The sequence below is a fragment of the Bradyrhizobium sp. JR3.5 genome, assembly GCF_054057015.1.
In genome coordinates this window covers 165540-182142 of record NZ_JBSRYV010000001.1, presented here as the reverse complement: position 1 = coordinate 182142, position 16603 = coordinate 165540, and the positions used below count along the sequence as shown (strand labels likewise).

Genomic DNA, 16603 nt, shown 5'->3' with positions numbered 1-16603 from the left:
CATGTAACCGGCGTGCGACCGCTTGCGGCGATGGCGGCTTTTCGCTTTTGGAGTAACGCACCGACCATAATGTGGTACGTTAATGACGCGATTGGTGCTTGGCCTCCCTCGTCCCTACCGCGGCTGACTTGTTATTGTGCTTGTCGCGATGCTGATCGAGATCGCCACGAGCCTGGCAGCTCCATGGCCATCAAGCTTGTCCTCGACGATGCGCTTGGAAATCACAGGCCGCCCGAATGGCTCGCCTGGGCTCACAATTATGGCTTCGGACACCACACGCTCGGTGTAGCGCTATTCGCTGGGACGGCGACGCTGGCTATTGCCGTCGTGTGGAGGGGACCGGTCCCACGCTTAATGGCCGGCGAAGGCGATCCCTATTGCACCATCGGGGAAGTATGGCTGGCACGGCTCGTGCGACGAGGCGAGTAGAGCGACAAGGCGGCCGGAGTGTCGCCGCCCGTACTGATCCAGATCAAGGATGCGGAGTGCCCAGCGGAAGTGAGTGTTCGTGCACGCGCTAATTGCTTGCCGGGCGAACCGATGTGTGGCCAAGCCGGGTCCGGCAATGGCTCATCAAGTATTGGAGCCGGTGGGCGGCAAGGCCTAGGGCGGCCATCTCGGCGCCGTCGGCGCCCTCACCGCCTGCATTCCTGGCGAGTTCAGCCTTGAGGATGCCGTCAATTCTCCGTTCGATCTGGTCCAGTTCGGTCTCGCTCTTCGCCGTCCTGATCTCGTTGCCAAGCTCGTAAAGCGGCTCCAGCATACTTTGCGGTCCACTGCCTGAGCGGGCGAAACGCCAGGCTGCCACGAGGATGGAGATCAGCGAGCCCAGCAACAGCGACCCGTAGTAAAGCTTGTCGTCGTATTTGTCGAAGAAGCTCTGCTGGTTGCCATTGTAGTAGGTCGCAGCTCCCGGATGGATCGGGATCAACGCGTCCGCATCCGTGCTCGGCGCGGCGGCCTGGGCCAATATCGGAAACTGAGACAGCAGATCCCGTTTTGCATCGACCAGCGACTGCGCCAGATCGGTAATGGCATCGGCATCGACTGACTTGTTGGCGACGAGAAAGTACGACAAGCGCAGCGATGTCAAGTCATCGGAGGGAACCGGCGGAGCGCCCCGCAAGGTGCCCTTCGGGATATCATAGCTCTCGTATTGCTGCGCGACGTTAGCGACTGCGCCGGCCGACTCGATTTCGATCAGTTTTGGCGCTGCCCCTTTGCTGCGTTCCTGGTGCAGGAATTGCCTGACTTTGGCGAGATATTTTTCGGTCAAGGGAATCATGACCAGCAAGGCGTGAACTTTTCCTGACGCGAGCGACGCCGCGGCGTCGTTGATGGCAACATTCTGAAAGGTGACCTTGGCGCGGTCGAATTGATACACCTGCTTGAGGGCCTCAACTGTCGGAGCGTTGATGGCGCCGCCGACGACGCCAATGGTCATGTCGTGCAGATCACCGAGGCTGTCGGCACCGACGGTTGCGGGCGTCACGATCAGGACCACCCCATGGGTCAGGAGCAGAACGCTCCGCGCATCAGCCAGACCTTTGGTATCGCCTCGAACGATAGCAAGATCAGCCTTCCCCGCTGCCAGCAGTTCGGCGGCCTTCGCTGAACTTCCGGCATCGCTGACCTTCAACCGAACATGCGAGTTCGACGCCGACAGGCGCGCAGCTATCGCCGAGACCAGCGCCAGCGACTCGCCATCGGCCGACCCGGCGGCCACGGTGAGCACAACAGGCTTTGCGAAGTAGCAATACCCGAACCATCCGCTGCCGATCGCCGCGGCCGTGGCCGCTCCGACAATCAATATCCTAAGCCATCGCGGCCATAGATTGATTGCGAGGGTGCTCATGGCATCACGGTACGAGCGGAGGCATCAGCTCGGATACCCCTAGGGGAAACATTGATGCCCGCCTGCCCCTCCACCGAGAGCGGCTGCAGTGCGACGGTGCGGTTTGAAACACCAAACAGCACGTTGGCGCCAACGCCCACACCGAGGGAGACGCCGCCACTGGCACCGACATATTCACTCGCAAGCACACCCGTCGGCGTCCCCAGCGCACAAAGGACAACATCCTTGGGTCTCCCATCATCGAGCACCGGGCCTAGCGAATGGCGCTGTTGTCTCAATCAGCCTTCATCTGGATTCCCAGTTTCGCCCGCTCATCCTTGAATACCACAGCGATGGCTTCGATAATGAGCTTGTCTTGATTTGCCTTGCAGTACTCGATCACCTCGTGCTCCACGACCTTTCCCTTCCTGAGATCCAGGTAGTGCTTCTTGGCCAGGCCGTTGTACCAACCGCTGTACCAGGACGTCAGGGCGTCCGCGTCTTCCTGGTAGGTACCTGCGAGTTGGGCGCATGTCAGTTTTTGCACATCGATGAAGCCGTTGCTGTCGACATAGGCCGAAAGCGGCGTCTGGGCCGAGGCGCTGGAGCAGGCAATTGTCGCGACCGTAGCGAGAACGAAGTAAAGCCGCATTCTAAACCCTCTGGTTTCTTGTCCCTTGCATAACTCGAACTCTGTACCGCGTGGCCAGGTGCACTGGCTCAGGGGACCGATCTCAATTGAAGTGCGGACAGACCAAGCGTGACATCCAGCGCGACCGAGCCCTCGACTGATACTGGTTGCAACGCGAAGCTTCTGTTGGATCCGCCGACCAGAACATTTGCTCCAACGCCAAGTCCCAACGCCACGTCACCGCTTGCACCAACATAGGTGCCGGCCAGAGCGCCGGCGGGAACGCCGGCGGTGGGCGCCAGAACGCCCCACGCCAAGGCGCCGCCACCGATTATCCCAATATCAATTCCCACCGTGTTGAGCGCGCCTTCGTAGAACTGCGGGGGACCGGGCATCGACGGCACGAAGCGGCACTCCATCGACTGGTGGCCGGCGATAATGAATCCAATGCTCGGGTTAAGCTTGCAACTGAGCATACCCGTCTGGGTCCATGTCGGCGTCTGGGCCGAAGCAGGAACGGCAAGTGCAACCAACGTTGCACAAAGAGCCAACGCTTTAGGATTCATGATAACGTCCTAACCCGCATCTTCTGTTTCAAAATCGATAGTTGATGCCGCCGCGGAAGGTATTGAGCTTGTCAGTGCTTACACCGGTGCCGACCACCTGGGTGTAGAGATATTCACCCTTCAGCGACCAGTTCGGCGTGAAGCCATATTCGATACCCAAGCCGGCAACGATGCCAGGACGCCAGGCCGAGGCTGCGCAATTTGGAAATACGCCGAGCGTACCACATGGGACGCCGGCAATTGAGGTGCCATTCGCGCTCGATTTCACGAAAGCAGCACCACCGGTGACATACAAAAGCAGATTGCTGACGGCGACGCCGACTCGCGCCCGAGCCGTTCCAACGGCGCTGATGTTCGACGCGATATTGAGTGTGATACCCTGCCCGATGCCAGCGATAGCCGGACTTATGATGCCGCTGCCCTTCACGTTCGCCCAATCAAGATCGCCCTCAAGGCCGATGACCACATATCCCTCCTGGATTTGGGCACCCATGGTGCCGCCGAACATTCCGCCACTGGTATCGAAGCTTGCGCGGTCAAACCTGCCAGAGACGAGCGTCAGCGGGTCTTGCGTGCCCCAACCGTACCCGCCGTTCACACCGACATAAAGGCCGGTCCAATTATAGACTTGGGCCGCCACCGGCGCGCTCTTGTAGCTCTGCACGGGAAGGTCTGCCGCAAAGGCGCAGGTAGAACTGACGGCAGCAAATACTGCTCCAATGATAAGTTTCTTCATGTCGTCCATCACGAAAATTTCGCCCCAAATTGCTCAAGAGGCCAACAAGGGCCGGCTGCCAAGCCGGCCTTCGCCGGCAAAGATCAGTAAGCCGTAGCGACGGGTCCACCGAATTTGTAGTTCACGCGCACGGTGATCAGATCCACGTCTTGGCTGATCTGATTGACGACAGCAGCGGCGCCTGCGGGTACCGAGAATGAATTGTTGGCGTTACCCATGATCAAACGATCGTATTCAATGGCGGCCGACCAGTTCGGGGTGAAGCCGTACTCAAACCCGACGCCGACGGCACCGCCCCAACGGGTCGAGGTCGCATAGTTCAGGCCAACGCCTCCAAACGTGGTCGCTTGAAGAAGATTGTTGTCCGTCACCGCCGCGCCGCCTTTCAAATACAGCAGCGCTGCATTCCAGGCGTAGCCGATCTGGCCGGTGAAAAGGCCCAGGCTGGTAACCTTGGAAGAATCGGTAAGAAGCGGATTGACAATGCTCACGTGCGAACTGCGCATATTTGCCCAGTCGCCCTGGCCTTCCAAACCGAACACAAACTGACCGGCCTGCCAACGGTAGCCCAGCTGTCCACCGATGACGCCGCCAGACTGACTGTGGCAACCATCCGGAATGACCAAGCCACCTGCCGGTACGACACCCCAGCAATTGCGGCTCGAGCCATAACCGCCGTTACCGCCGATGTAGAATCCGGTCCAGTCGTAAAGGGCAGCCATCAACTGGGCCTTGACCGGGGCGTAAGGCCGCTGCGGCAGGTCGGCAGCGAACGCGGGGGCAGCGAATGCAGTGAATGCAGCAGCTGTGAGTACGATCTTTCTCATTTCAAAATCCTCTGGAAACACATCGGCCGCAAGTTGAAGGCCTGTACCGAAAAGTATTTCGGTCTAACTCCCGGTCGCTATGTAAAATCGGACAACCGATTGAAAGAAGTTGGCCCGTTGCAAATTCGGTACACTGCAGCGTGACGCTTCTGTTTCCGACCAAACCAAAGCTATTCGACACGCCAACAGTTAACTGTCGAATGCCATTGCTCAGGCGATCGCACCCACTCTTCCCGGCGCGCCCGGAGACGTGACTTGCACTCTGCAACTTTGCGCATTGCGGGCTGACGACGGCTGAAAATAAGTCGTTTCATCGCGCTCTTTGCACCCGCGACCTCGCCACCGTCTCCGACGGGCGCTCTCCAAAAAGGGATTTGTATTCCGAGGCAAAACGACCGAATTCAGTAACCCCGTGTTCACTCATGATGTCGGTGACTTTGCCTGACGACCCGCATTTTCCGCGGAGTGCACGTCGAACCATGTTGAGCTGACGTAGCTTAAGATAGCTTGCCGGTCCAACGCCGAGCTGTTGCCGAAACGTCCTCAGGAGCGTCCGACTTGTTACGTCAGCCGCAACGGCCAGGTCAGTAACCTGAAGCCCTCCCCATTTCTGACCATCGGCGTGCTCCAGCGCTTTTGTCACGACGTCACTGGACAATCGCGACCTTTCCGGCGGAAGGCACGTTTCGTTGTCCAAACCCGCAATTACGCCGATCAATGCGTTGAGGAGCCGGGCAACACCAAGTCCGTGGAGCGTCGACGTTTGTTCCCTGCGAGCGAGCGCGGCCGTGCTCGCGATTGCCGCAGTCAAACAATTGAGAAGTTGTTTCGGGGATGAAATGACGCATTTTTCCCTCTTGAGCCATGCAAGATGGTTTCTGCCGGTCCTGATAACAAATGTTTCAAAGAGCCCAGCAGGCATCGAAATCGACATCCAACGATGGATGCCGCGCGACGCGAACGTAAAATCGCTACCAGGCGGAAGCACCACGAAGTCGTGAGGCTGAAGGACTTGACCGTCAAAAATCAGGCGATCAGCAATTTGATCATCCTGAAAGAAAAAAGATGCTCAAAGCATCTGGACACGAAATGCCGTGCAATATCTTGGAGCCTCCCTCCAGGCCAAACTGCAAGACGATCGAACCCAAATTACAGTGATTGACCGACCAAGGAGCTTGACTGGGACCAGTCAGCAGGAAACTCCCCGTCGCTCCAATAACCATGTCGGAATATTCGTCAAAGCTAAAGCTGTATGATGCTACGTCGCTAGCGGCCGCCAACGGAAAAGTCCTCCCACCCTGTTTCCTACAGGCTCGCCTACGGCTTCATCTTGATACAAAGCTTCGCGCGCATATCCTTGAACACGATAGCAATCGCTTCGACGACCAGCTTGCTGGGATCGGCCAAGCGGTACTGGACGACTTCGTGCCCGCTTCTTCCGCTCCCTCGACGTTGAGACGATGGTTACGTGCGAGACCGTTGTACCAACCACTTGATGAGCGTCCCGGGTCTTCCTGCCAGGCGCCCGCAAGTTGAGCGCAGGTCAGCGCCTGAACGTAGATATATCCCTGCTGCGAGCATCAGCGCGCTGTGCAACTGCTCACCATCTGAACCCGCGAGTCAGGTCCGAATTCGCGCCGGCCAAAAGAGACCGGCACGAGTTCGAGCGCTCGTGTAACTTTCCGGGCAGCATGGTTGGTCCAGGTGCCCATCAAGCCCGCATGATGCCAGGCGGTTGCCACGTCCCCTTGCCGACCGGGAGAATCGAGGGCGTCTCCGCTTTCGGCCAGTAGAGCCGCATGGCCATATAGATTGGGCCGTTCGGCGCCGGCAGCCAGTTCGATTCCTTGTCCGCCCCCGGCGACTTGTGCTGAATATAGAGCGTCAGCGACCCGTCCGCGTTCTTCTTCATGGTGGGCAGCATCGGCGAATTGATCAGATAGCGGTCGATCGGATTTTCGATCAGTAGCTGGGTCTTGCCATCGTACATTGTCACCGACCAGAAGGCGTTGACCGGCGGCAATTGACCTGCCGGGAAAGTCAGCGTGTAGTTGTGCGTGCTGCCGTCGAGCGGCTTGCCTTCCGAATCGAACTTGCCGAGCGGGTAGGTCGCTTCCACCGCATCGTTCCCATAGATGCCCGCCTTGGCGCCCGCGGCGCGTTTCAGCCAGTCGCCATTGAAGAAGGCGGCGTCGCCAAAGAGGGAACTGAGCCGCCATTCGTTGACCGACACGCCGGCCTTGTCGATGGCTTCATCGATCTTTCGTTCTCCTTGCTTCATTCCGATGAGAATCTCGGCCTTGTGCTCAAGCGAGAGATCCTTGAAGCTGAAGGTCTTCCCTGCCCCGACACCAATGCGCGCAAGCTTTGCCCGGATATCCTTCTCGCTCTCGAGCACCGGCGCGAACTGCAAACAGAAATCGAGATACTCGAAGAAGTTCGTCTTCACGAGCTCCTTGTCGATCCTCGGAAAATTCACGGCCGGCGAAGCTGGCGGCGCCGACTGCTTCAGATAGGCCGAAAGCGGCTGCGCCTTGTAACCGGCTTGCACCTTCGTCACGTTGTCAATGTCGCCCGGATCAAGAAGCTGGGTACGGTAGAGGGCGAGCGAGAACTGCGTGCCCGACTGGAACACCTTCTTGACCCCGGCGGGAGTTGCCCCCTTCCACTCCGGTCCGACGACCATGTAGTCGCCAGCATCCTTTCCAGTGGCGCGGCTGCCGATATAGCCGTAATTGAATGTGTTCCCGTCGATAAGCTGTACAGAGTAGTAGCGCTTTGGGTCCACCGGCGGGACCGAAAGCACCATCGGCTCCGTCCTCAGGTCCATCCACACAACTGAATAGGGCGTGTCGCTGTTCGGCGAAATGACGGCGGTATCTTTATAAGTAAAGACGTGGGATTCGTTCTTGATCTGATTGAACGGCGCCTTGAACTGCCCCGAGTTGCGATCGATGGCGTATTCGTACATGATGCCGTAGTTCATCACGATCGGCAGGCCGTAGATGAAGCCGGCCTCAGCGATGTCCTTGGCCTCGATAATGCCAGGGTAGCTCTGCGCCATCAGGAGGCTCGGCCTCGCAATCGCGGCGCCGGCGGCGATCGCCGCGGTGGAGCGAAGTAGATCTCGCTTCGTCAACATTTGCCGTACTCCTTGTTGTTCGATTGAGTTTTCGAATCGATCCGCATTTGGAAGTCAGGGAATCCATTGCAGTTTATTGGGATGTGCCACCGACACATTGACCGCGGCCTCCGCGCCCGATCCTGCGTGGGGTCGGCGCGCGTGCTCATGACCAGACGGCCGATCCGCGCTCGCGGTCGACCCGACGGCAAGGAACGCGCAAGATTGCCATATGCTCATGAGGTCGTTCGAACTTTCGCGCGGACGCTTAGTAGCAAGGCGGATAGGGGTAATAGCCACAGCGCGGCGGGTAGTAATAGGGATAGGCGGCCACAGCAGCCGCTCCAACAGCCGCGGCCCCGGCAACAGCAGCGCCGCGATAGTAGGCGCCGCGCCAGGCCGTTCTGCGGGCGACACCAGCAAACGACAGCGGCGTCAGCGGCCGGCCAATGATGTCGATGAAGACCGACGCTGGCCCATCGACTCCCGCCAGGTCACCTTCGAGCAGATCGACGTCAAAAGTCAGCTTGTCGCCTTCGAGCTTCGGCGACTTCAGTACAACCACCGCGTCGAAGACAGCCGATCCGTCCTTCTTGAATCCGGACACCGTAGCGTTCGGCGGATCCTTTGCGAAATTGTCGCTGCCGTTGCCCCAATCCTCGACGATCCGCGCCGTCAGATCATGTCCGGCGGCCCGCACCGGTCGATCCGCAAACACGATGGCATTCGGCGAGACTCCGGCCAGAACGAGCTTTCCGTCCTTCAGGCTGGCGCCCCTAGAGTTAAGAACGAACAACGACGGAACGACCTCGGGCTTCGACTGTCCGATGGATTTCTCCAGCGGCACGTGCGGCTTCGGCTCGGCTGCCGATTGAGCGGAAAGGATCGTCGGCATACACGCCATGCCAGCGGCGGCAATGGCGAGAAGAGCGGCACGCAGTATTGTCATTGGTTTACCTTTCTGTATCCTGTCCGCACGGCGGCAAACCGACGTCGTGTCCTCGAACGGGACACCTCGACTGCCAGATCACCGTGTCCCGTGTCATGCTCTCCGCCCCCAACTCGGACCATCGTTGCTGGCATCCAATGAGCATCGGGAAATGGTTTTCATCCCGCTATTTCGCGGCAACCGGGAAGGATGTCTTGCCATTTCACGCCAACGGCCGCGGCGTTCGCTAATTCTTGCTGCCGGGTCGCAGCCCATGAAATCGTCGAAGTCGACAAAACAGGCCCTCGATAAGGGGCACGCAGGCTGCAGGCTTCCGAATCGCAGGTGTACTGTTGCCTGCTGATCGGGTTTGACGAGCGGCAGTCATGCCCGACGCTGCATATGCGGTTGACGGACACACCCACCGCCCTCGTATGCGGCGATCGGATCGAGTCCTTACAGATAAGCCGTGTAGGACTGGACCCACAGCACGATGCGGGCGATGAGCCCGATGTGGTCCCGCATTCTCGGCGAACACCGTCGCCGTGCCCGACGCCCCGAGCCGCAAGACGGAGCGGTCGGCATTCGCTGGCAGCGAAATCACCGCGGGGTACGCGCTCGTACCGCCAATTGATCCGACACGAGCGAGCGTCCCTGAAACCACAATTTGCCCCTGCCCGACCCCTTCCGGAATCTCCGTGATCCTGGCCTCGTAGATGCGTCCCGGGTCATTGTCGAAAACGAGTTTGACCCGTGCACCGGGTCTGATAGTGCGAAAGCCATTCTGCGAAAACACACCGACGATGGAAACGTCCGACTCTATGATGAAGGACATCGCCGCGCGTGCCTGCAAGGCGCGAGCACCAACCGCCAGCGCTACGACGCTGGCGTAGCCGTCCGACGGCGCCTTGACCGTCGTCTGCTCAAGCTCCCATTTTGCATCATCGAGTTGCGCGCGGGTTTGCAACACGGTCGTGTTGACGCCGCCGATCGACGATTCGAACGAGGCCCTCGCGCCCTGCTGTTGCGCCTTTGCGGACTGCAACTGGGCAATCGCAATATCGAGCTGTTCGCGCGTGTCCTGCTCACGAAACGACGTGGCGGCTCCGCTGTTTGTCAAGGAAGCGATATCGTTCAGCCTCTTTTCATGAAAAGAGACCTGTCTTTCAAGACCCGCCACATTGGCGTTGGCCTGATCGTAATTCGCCTTGAGCACCTCGGCCTGATGCTGAGCGGCGATTAGTGCGGCTTCAAGCTGCCGAACCTTGTATCGAAACGGCGTCGGGTCGATTTCGAACAGGACCGCGTCGGCCTTCACCGGCACGTTTGGTTTGACGGGGATTGCGATCACCTCGCCACTGACGTTCGGCGTCACTTCTACGACGCGTGATACAACCACGATCCGCCCGTTGGGGGTGAGATAATTGAGCATCGCCATGAAGACGGCGAGAATTCCAATGCCTGCGAGGGCAGCGACGATTCCGGACGGCCAGGTCAGACGTATCAGCTTGAACTTTGAAAATGCCAGCCAAATCAGGACAAGGTAGCTAACGAGAATGATAAACATCGTTTGTCCTGTCGTAGCAGGTGCCAGGCTGACGCCAACGTTCTTCAGTCAGTGCCGTCAGAACGCTGTCTTTTCCCTTGTCGAGGGGATGCGACGTTAGTCCCGGCTGGCGGCGAAGATGTCTTGCCATTTCGCGCCAATCGCGATGGTTTCTGCTGATTGCCCGTATGCGGCTCCTTCCCGGGTCGGGACTCGTTTCCTTGAACAGCTCGCTGACGCCGATAGATGACGGGCTGTATTTCTGTCAAACGCATGAAGACACGGCTGAAGCTGCTCGTTCCCGCATAGCCGAGGCGCTGGGCGATCTCAAATATGCGCTGGTTGGATTCTAGAAGAAGGTAGCAGGCCGTATCGAGGCGCACTTCCGCAACCATGTCGCTGTAGCTGGTGCCCATTCGGGCGAGATGCCGCTGCAACGAGCGCGGACTCATCCCGAGTTGGAATGCGGTGCGTTGAAGCGCTGCGTCACCGTGACGCAGTGAGGCAGCAATCGCCGCCCGCACCGAGTATCGGGATGGGATGTGAACAGGCTTCATGGGACCGAAGACATGTGGTGAAGAGCCGAGACCGCCTCGTCTAGCCTTCGCTTTTGCTGGAGCATGATGGGAGAAACGTCGGAGGTCTTGCCATAAGCCGCCAAGTTAGGACCGAAGGGCGCGCCGGCTCCCACTGAGCCAGCCCAGTCTCTTCGCCCAATGCAGCGGGTACATATTTTGCAATACACGCCAACCGGGAGCCAGTAAGCTCTAAGCTTTCGGCAACTCAGCCGCACTGCACACCGAAGCTGGAAAGTCGCCGAACTCAATTTCTGCGCGAGAGCCCAAAAATGACCGTACTTCCTTTAACTCGTTGCCAATTCATTATCCCTTTCGCTCACATTTGCAATGAGATCGGTGCCCCAACGGAGGCGTTGCTGACCAAGTTTCGCCTTCCAGCTTCTTTAGAAGAAAAGCCCGAGCACTACATCCCAATCCTGCTAGCCGTACGTTTCGCGGAAGCAGCACAGCGGTCGCAAGGCATCGCAGACATTGGATTCCAGGCTGCGCGCCGGCTGCAATTCTGCCACCTGAGCGAAAAGATGCGCGCCATCATCCGCTTCTCGCCGACGCTGTTCATTGCCTTGCAGCAATTGTGCAAATGGGCAGCGCTTGAAGACACGAACTTGAGTATGTGGCTGGAGCGCGACGACAGTCACGTGAGAATTTGCAGCAAGCTTGCGGACACGGCCGGGGTGCCGCATCTTGAGCATTCGCAGTGGCTTCAGAATGTCATGTCGATGCATATCGTACGACAATTTTCCGGCCCCCACTGGATTCCGGCGACGATGGCCTTCGAAGCCCGCTATGAGCCGAGCCTCGAGACCCGGTCGTCCTGGCAAAATACCCGCTTCATATCGGATCCGAATTCCTCATGGATCGATATTCCCATTTCATTCCTGGATTTCCCCAATCTCGCAAGCGAGACGTTGGCACCTTCACATAACGACGGCGTTGGGCCGTCCGGCCACGAAATCGTCTCCGCAGTCAAATTGATGCTGCCATCCTACCTGGACGATCGAATTCCAACGATCGCAGAAATGGCAGAGATGGCCGGCATCAGCATCAGAAGCTTTCAACGTAAGCTCTCAAGCGCCGGCGTTTCATATTCTGACCTCCTTGACGGAGTGCGCTTTGAAAATGCCGCTAAACTTCTGCGCGATACGGATGCCAAGATTATCGATGTCGCATTTTCTTCGGGCTACTCCGACCCTGCGCACTTCACTCGCGCCTTCCGACGCTTTTCCGGAGTTACGCCGAGAGAGTTTCGCGACAAATGGAATCCGCAATAGGCGTCGCGTTACGCTCGTTGCGAGCCCGTCGAGATCATACACCATGGCCAGCGTGCGTTCGTACTGATGTTGGCTGAACGGTACGACTGGATGCGGGTCGCCTGTCTCCGGGCATATCGGCACGACAAATAGGAGCAGCGTCGTCAATACGGTGGAGCGGGCCGAAATGGATGGTGGCGAAGCTGACCTACTACGAGCGCTGGATCGTGGCGTTCGCCTGTATCTTGCTCAGAAAAGAGATCCTCACGCCGACCGAAATCGCACTCGAGATCAAGGAGGTCGAGGGTAAGCGGCACCACCGCCGACGACAGCGAGGGCGCGTCGACCTTCAGGCCTTCGATCGCCGACAGCGCGGAAATGGCCGGCGTGATCGCGCCGTCGCCATAGAGCAGGGCGGCGCCGACCAGGCCGACGACCAGCAAATGGGCGCGCCAGGTGCCGGGCGCCGCGTTGCGCGCCGAGAGCAGCGCCACAGCGCGACGATGCCGCCTTCGCCGCGGTTGTCCGCGCGCAGGATCAGCATGGCGTATTTGACTGAAATGATGAGGATCAGTGCCCACAGGATCAGCGAGACCGTATCCAGCGCGGCAGTTTGGCTGAGTGGCACGCCATGGGCGCGGCGGCCTTTGCGGCGGCTTCCTTCAAGGTGTAGAGGGGGCTGGTGCCGATGTCGCCATAGACGACACCCAGGGCACTTCCTCTATATTGAACTGCGCAAAGCGACCGTCATTCGGCCCCGATCGAGATCATCGCGGTTGCCGATGTCCGATCGTCGCGAACGCTCCAGGGCTCGGCGACGACCTCCAGGCGATCAAGGTCGGAATCCGGAAGAACGCGAATGTCCGCGTCGTCAACAGGGCGGATGTTCCGCTGGCCGGGCGCACCGTGCTTCAGCGTCGAGTCCAGCGCCAATCGGCGAACCAGGCCAATCCACATTCAGGATTCCCATAGCTGAACGTTGCTGAATCAGTGCGTTCCGGACGTTTTGATTCGGAGCGGGCTGATGGATGTGAAGGGCTATGAGCTAAGCGAGGCGCAACGAGCTCAGATTGCGGCTAGGTGCCTTACGACACTCCGTTTTCTGAGGGGCTCAACCGCAAGTCCATCATTCCATGTCTTCGCGCTTCATCACGGCGCCCATCAATGAGCCATCGCAAAAAGTCAGTTCCAGTAGAATTTGGTCTTGAAGCGTCGCCCAGTCACCACAGTGGTTAAGAGCGCTGCGTTTCGAGCACGACGAATTACTGTGGAGAGCTATCTGTAATCACGAGGCTTTCTCGAACGTCGTGGTCTTTGTTCGATTAAAGGCCGCTCTCAACAGAGTCCTGACTGCTGCCCTACATTATCCATCATGATGTCTATCACTTCTGCGTGTGGCGCCTGTTGAAATAATGAAGCAGGAGAAGCGTCAAACCTGAGCGACACAGATCTCGGGTTGAGTCGACAGGCGAGTTTGGGAGCGGGACAATCAAGCGGATCGTGGTGCCACGATGTCTGCTCCCTTCACCGGGGCAGGCAAGTCGAGGATATTTTTTCGCTGTATCCCGACGCATCCTGCGCATGGGTTGTGCCGCGCTTGCGGTTGCTGCCTGGTCGTTGTGCGAGTCCGCTCACGCCTTCGACTTCTTCGGCCTGCTCGGTTCAGACGATCCGCCACCCGTCAGCGCCACGACATTATCCTACCGCCTGGTGATTGAGGCCAAGACGGAAGATGGCAAGGAGGATAGCGATGCGGAACAGGCCTTGCGCGACGCCTCCGCCACCTATCGCCTTCGACAGGAGCCGCCGCCGGACGGAGACGGTCTCGTGCGGCGCGTTCAGGCCGATATCAACCCGATGCTCGATACGCTTTGGGGGATTGGCCGCTACAACGCAGAAGTCGACGTCGCCATCGACGGAGTTCCCGTCTCCCCGCTCGATGAGGCAGGGTTCACCGCCGCAGCCCGCCGGGCCGATGCCCTTCGCAACAAGACCGTTGTTCCGATCAAGGTCACCGCGCGGCTCGGCCGGCTGTTCAAGCTGCGCACTGTCGACGTCGACTATCCGCGCGACCTGGCGCCGCAAGGGTTGCCACGCCGCGCCTTTGCGCTGAAGCCGGGCGACCCGGCTGTTTCGGCCGACCTGCGCGCCGCACAGTTGAAACTCGTCGACTGGTTCCGTGGCAACGGACATCCGCTGGCGAGGATCGCCGACGTGAAGGCAACCGTGGATCACGCAGCGGGCGCGATGGATTTTCGCCTGCGGGTCGAGCCGGGCCCCAAGGCCGGCATCGGCGCCGTCACCGTCTCGGGCGACGGGGCTGTCGACCCACGGGTGGTGGCGACCCATGTTTATCTGAAGGAAGGCGAGCCTTATTCTCCGGAGCGGCTGGCGCTGACCAAGACCTCGATCGCCAAGATCCCCGCCATCGGCGGCATTCGTATCCGGGAGGCCGATAAGCTCGACGTGAACGGCAACCTACCGGTCTTCATCGATGTGACGGAACGACCGAGGCACGCGGTGGGTCTCTCGGCGAAATATTCGACGGTCGATGGTCCCGGCATTTCGGGCTACTACGAGGACCGGAACATCTTCGGCGGCGGCGAGCGCCTGCGGCTTGAGGCGTCCGCCTCCCTGTTGCAGCGGATCGACGGGACATCGTTCAACGGCTTCAACAATCTTCACGCGTCGGATTTCGGTGCGCGATTCACGGGAACCTTCATCAAGCCGGGCCTGTTCGGCACCTCCAATGATCTCTTGATCGAAGCCACGGCGTTCCGCGAACGCGTCGGCAACAACGAACTCGGCGGCTATACCGACGATACGGTGCGCGGCACGATCGGCGTGGTGCATCGCTTTTCGGAGACCGCCTCGTTGCAGGGCGGCCTTCAGGTCGAGCAGTCGAGATCGCAGGACGTGCTGGGCCGGGTCGATGCGACGCTTGTCGGCTTCACCGCGACTGGCCGCTACGACACGACAGACAGCCCGCTTGATCCCACGCGCGGTGTGCGCCTTGCTGCGACCGTCAATGCCTATTCGAAGCTGATGGGCTCAACGATCGATCTGTTTGAGGGCCGCGTCTCGGGTTCGGCCTATTACGCGCTCGATGAGCAGGCCGATTACGTGCTGGCTGGCCGGCTGGCAGCGGGCTCGCTCGCGGGAGCGCCGCTGGCTGACATTCCGGATTCGCACCGCTTCTTTGCGGGCGGCGGCGGATCCGTGCGCGGCTATGGCTTCAACACCATCTCGCCGATGATGTTCGGTCAGATCACAGGCGGCAGCAGCCTGATCGAAGGCTCCGCTGAAGTGCGCGTCAGGATCACGCCAACCATCGGCCTGGTGCCGTTCTTCGACTTCGGCTCGGTGTCCCGTTCGTCGCTGCCGGGCTTCAGCGATTATGTCGGCTACGGGGCCGGGCTTGGCCTGCGTTATCTGACGCCGGTGGGCCCGATCCGGCTCGATGTCGCGACACCGCTGAACCCACGGCCAGGAGACAGCCGCTACGCGATCTATGTCAGCATTGGGCAGGCCTTCTGATGCGCGTGCGACGGTCCCTTGTCGTCGGTTTCGCCGTAGCGGCGCTTGGGCTTGTTTGCGTCGCGGTGCTTGGCATTGTTTTCTACGGAATGGCGAGCAGAACCGGTGCAAACCAGCAGGACGTGCTCGCCAGCCTCGTCTCGCGAACGCTCTCGACGCCCGCGACCCAGGTCCACATCGGCGCCGTCGATGGCGTCCTGTCGTCGGACGCGACGGTGCGCGACGTCAGCATCACCGACAAAGACGGAGTTTGGCTGACCCTCGACAAGGCCCGTCTCGTCTGGCGGCGCGCTGCCCTGCTGATGGGGCGGCTGGAGATCGATCGGCTTGAGATCGGCACGCTCGATATCAAGCGAAAGCCGCTGCCGTCCGAGCAACCGGCCGCGGCGTCCGACCAGCCGATCCTGCCGGAGCTTCCCGTGAAAGTACAGGTGAAGGCCTTCGACCTGCGTGCACTGGTGCTGGGTCAGCCCATTCTCGGCGAGGCCCTGAGCGTCAAGGCGACCGGCAATACCGAACTGGGCTCGCCCTCTGAGGGCCTCGTTTTCAATCTCGACGCGATCCGCACCGATTTCCCGGGCCGCTTCAAGGCCGCGCTCGGAGCCTTTGTGCCGCAGGGAAACGCATTGACCCTCGACGTCACGCTTGATGAGCCCGCCCACGGCCTTGTGTCCAAGATCGGTCATTTGCCCGGCGAGCCGCCCGTTACGTTCGCGCTTGGCGGCAAGGGCACGCTCGACAGCTTCCGTGGCGCCCTGAAGTTTCAGGCCGGCCCGACGATCGACGCGGCCGGCGCGATCACGCTCGATCGCAACGGAGCGGGCCGTGTCCTTGCAACCCGCCTCTCGAGCCATCTCGGGCCGCTGCTGCCGTCAGTTGCCGCGCCCGTCTTTGCCGGCGAGACCACTCTCGACAGCACGACGCATTTCGGCGACGACGGCAGCGTCGCGCTCGACGGACTGACGCTCACAAGCCGTCTTGCGCGGCTCGACGTGAAGGGGTTGCTCGGCGCCGACAAGATGATGGATTTCTCGGCCTCCATCCGCGCC

At 59.9% G+C, this 16603-nt stretch carries 15 protein-coding genes and 1 pseudogene; 2 read left to right on the top strand and 14 right to left on the bottom strand.

Features of this window, described 5'->3' with window-relative positions; translation table 11 throughout:
- Positions 1 to 517: 517 nt before the first annotated feature.
- The 11 genes from ACVWW1_RS00890 to ACVWW1_RS00840 form a co-directional block, all read right to left on the bottom strand.
- Positions 518 to 1855 carry a TAXI family TRAP transporter solute-binding subunit gene (locus tag ACVWW1_RS00890; protein ID WP_456654498.1) on the bottom strand — a complete coding sequence of 446 codons (1338 nt, stop codon included), beginning with the start codon at positions 1853 to 1855 and terminating at the stop codon, positions 518 to 520.
- Positions 1852 to 1995, bottom strand: a complete 144-nt coding sequence (locus tag ACVWW1_RS00885) for a DUF992 domain-containing protein (RefSeq protein ID WP_456656584.1) — start codon at positions 1993 to 1995, stop codon at positions 1852 to 1854. Before ACVWW1_RS00885 ends, ACVWW1_RS00890 begins: the two co-directional genes overlap by 4 nt.
- Positions 1996 to 2129: 134 nt before the next feature.
- Positions 2130 to 2486, bottom strand: a complete 357-nt coding sequence (locus tag ACVWW1_RS00880; RefSeq protein WP_456654497.1) for an HdeA/HdeB family chaperone — start codon at positions 2484 to 2486, stop codon at positions 2130 to 2132.
- A gap of 68 nt (positions 2487 to 2554) precedes the next feature.
- Positions 2555 to 3031 carry a DUF992 domain-containing protein gene (locus ACVWW1_RS00875; protein ID WP_456654496.1) on the bottom strand — a complete coding sequence of 159 codons (477 nt, stop codon included), beginning with the start codon at positions 3029 to 3031 and terminating at the stop codon, positions 2555 to 2557.
- Positions 3032 to 3059: 28 nt separating this feature from the next.
- Positions 3060 to 3776 (bottom strand): outer membrane protein, encoded by a 717-nt coding sequence (locus ACVWW1_RS00870; RefSeq protein ID WP_456654495.1) that lies wholly within the window; start codon positions 3774 to 3776, stop codon positions 3060 to 3062.
- 74 nt (positions 3777 to 3850) lie between these two features.
- On the bottom strand, positions 3851 to 4594 hold the full coding sequence (locus ACVWW1_RS00865) for an outer membrane protein (RefSeq protein WP_456654494.1): 744 nt from the start codon (positions 4592 to 4594) through the stop codon (positions 3851 to 3853).
- 310 nt (positions 4595 to 4904) lie between these two features.
- Positions 4905 to 5516 (bottom strand): helix-turn-helix domain-containing protein, encoded by a 612-nt coding sequence (locus tag ACVWW1_RS00860; RefSeq protein WP_456656583.1) that lies wholly within the window; start codon positions 5514 to 5516, stop codon positions 4905 to 4907.
- A gap of 789 nt (positions 5517 to 6305) precedes the next feature.
- Entirely contained in the window at positions 6306 to 7736 is a 1431-nt protein-coding gene (locus ACVWW1_RS00855; protein ID WP_456654493.1) for a DUF1254 domain-containing protein, read from the bottom strand.
- Between the two features lie 247 nt (positions 7737 to 7983).
- On the bottom strand, positions 7984 to 8664 hold the full coding sequence (locus ACVWW1_RS00850; protein WP_456654492.1) for a hypothetical protein: 681 nt from the start codon (positions 8662 to 8664) through the stop codon (positions 7984 to 7986).
- A gap of 226 nt (positions 8665 to 8890) precedes the next feature.
- Complete coding sequence (locus ACVWW1_RS00845; RefSeq protein WP_456654491.1) at positions 8891 to 10210, bottom strand: HlyD family secretion protein; 1320 nt, start codon at positions 10208 to 10210, stop codon at positions 8891 to 8893.
- A gap of 44 nt (positions 10211 to 10254) precedes the next feature.
- Entirely contained in the window at positions 10255 to 10605 is a 351-nt protein-coding gene (locus ACVWW1_RS00840) for a helix-turn-helix domain-containing protein (RefSeq protein WP_456656582.1), read from the bottom strand.
- A gap of 431 nt (positions 10606 to 11036) precedes the next feature.
- Here ACVWW1_RS00840 and ACVWW1_RS00835 point away from each other — a divergent pair, with 431 nt between their 5' ends.
- A complete protein-coding gene (locus tag ACVWW1_RS00835; protein ID WP_456654490.1) occupies positions 11037 to 12038 on the top strand; it encodes a helix-turn-helix domain-containing protein in 1002 nt (333 codons plus the stop codon).
- A 272-nt stretch (positions 12039 to 12310) separates the two neighbouring features.
- Here ACVWW1_RS00835 and ACVWW1_RS00830 read toward each other — a convergent pair.
- Positions 12311 to 12728 (bottom strand): annotated as a pseudogene (locus ACVWW1_RS00830) (KUP/HAK/KT family potassium transporter); the annotation flags it as partial.
- A gap of 36 nt (positions 12729 to 12764) precedes the next feature.
- A complete protein-coding gene (locus tag ACVWW1_RS00825) occupies positions 12765 to 12974 on the bottom strand; it encodes a hypothetical protein (protein WP_456654489.1) in 210 nt (69 codons plus the stop codon).
- A gap of 624 nt (positions 12975 to 13598) precedes the next feature.
- On the opposite strand from ACVWW1_RS00825, the gene ACVWW1_RS00820 reads away from it, so the two are divergent.
- Positions 13599 to 15554: an autotransporter assembly complex protein TamA gene (locus ACVWW1_RS00820; protein WP_456654488.1), complete on the top strand. Its 1956-nt coding sequence runs from the start codon at positions 13599 to 13601 to the stop codon at positions 15552 to 15554.
- Here the strand turns inward: ACVWW1_RS00820 and ACVWW1_RS00815 are convergent.
- On the bottom strand, positions 15527 to 16408 hold the full coding sequence (locus ACVWW1_RS00815) for a hypothetical protein (protein WP_456654487.1): 882 nt from the start codon (positions 16406 to 16408) through the stop codon (positions 15527 to 15529). The two genes, ACVWW1_RS00820 and ACVWW1_RS00815, sit on opposite strands and share 28 nt — an antisense overlap.
- Positions 16409 to 16603: the final 195 nt, after the last annotated feature.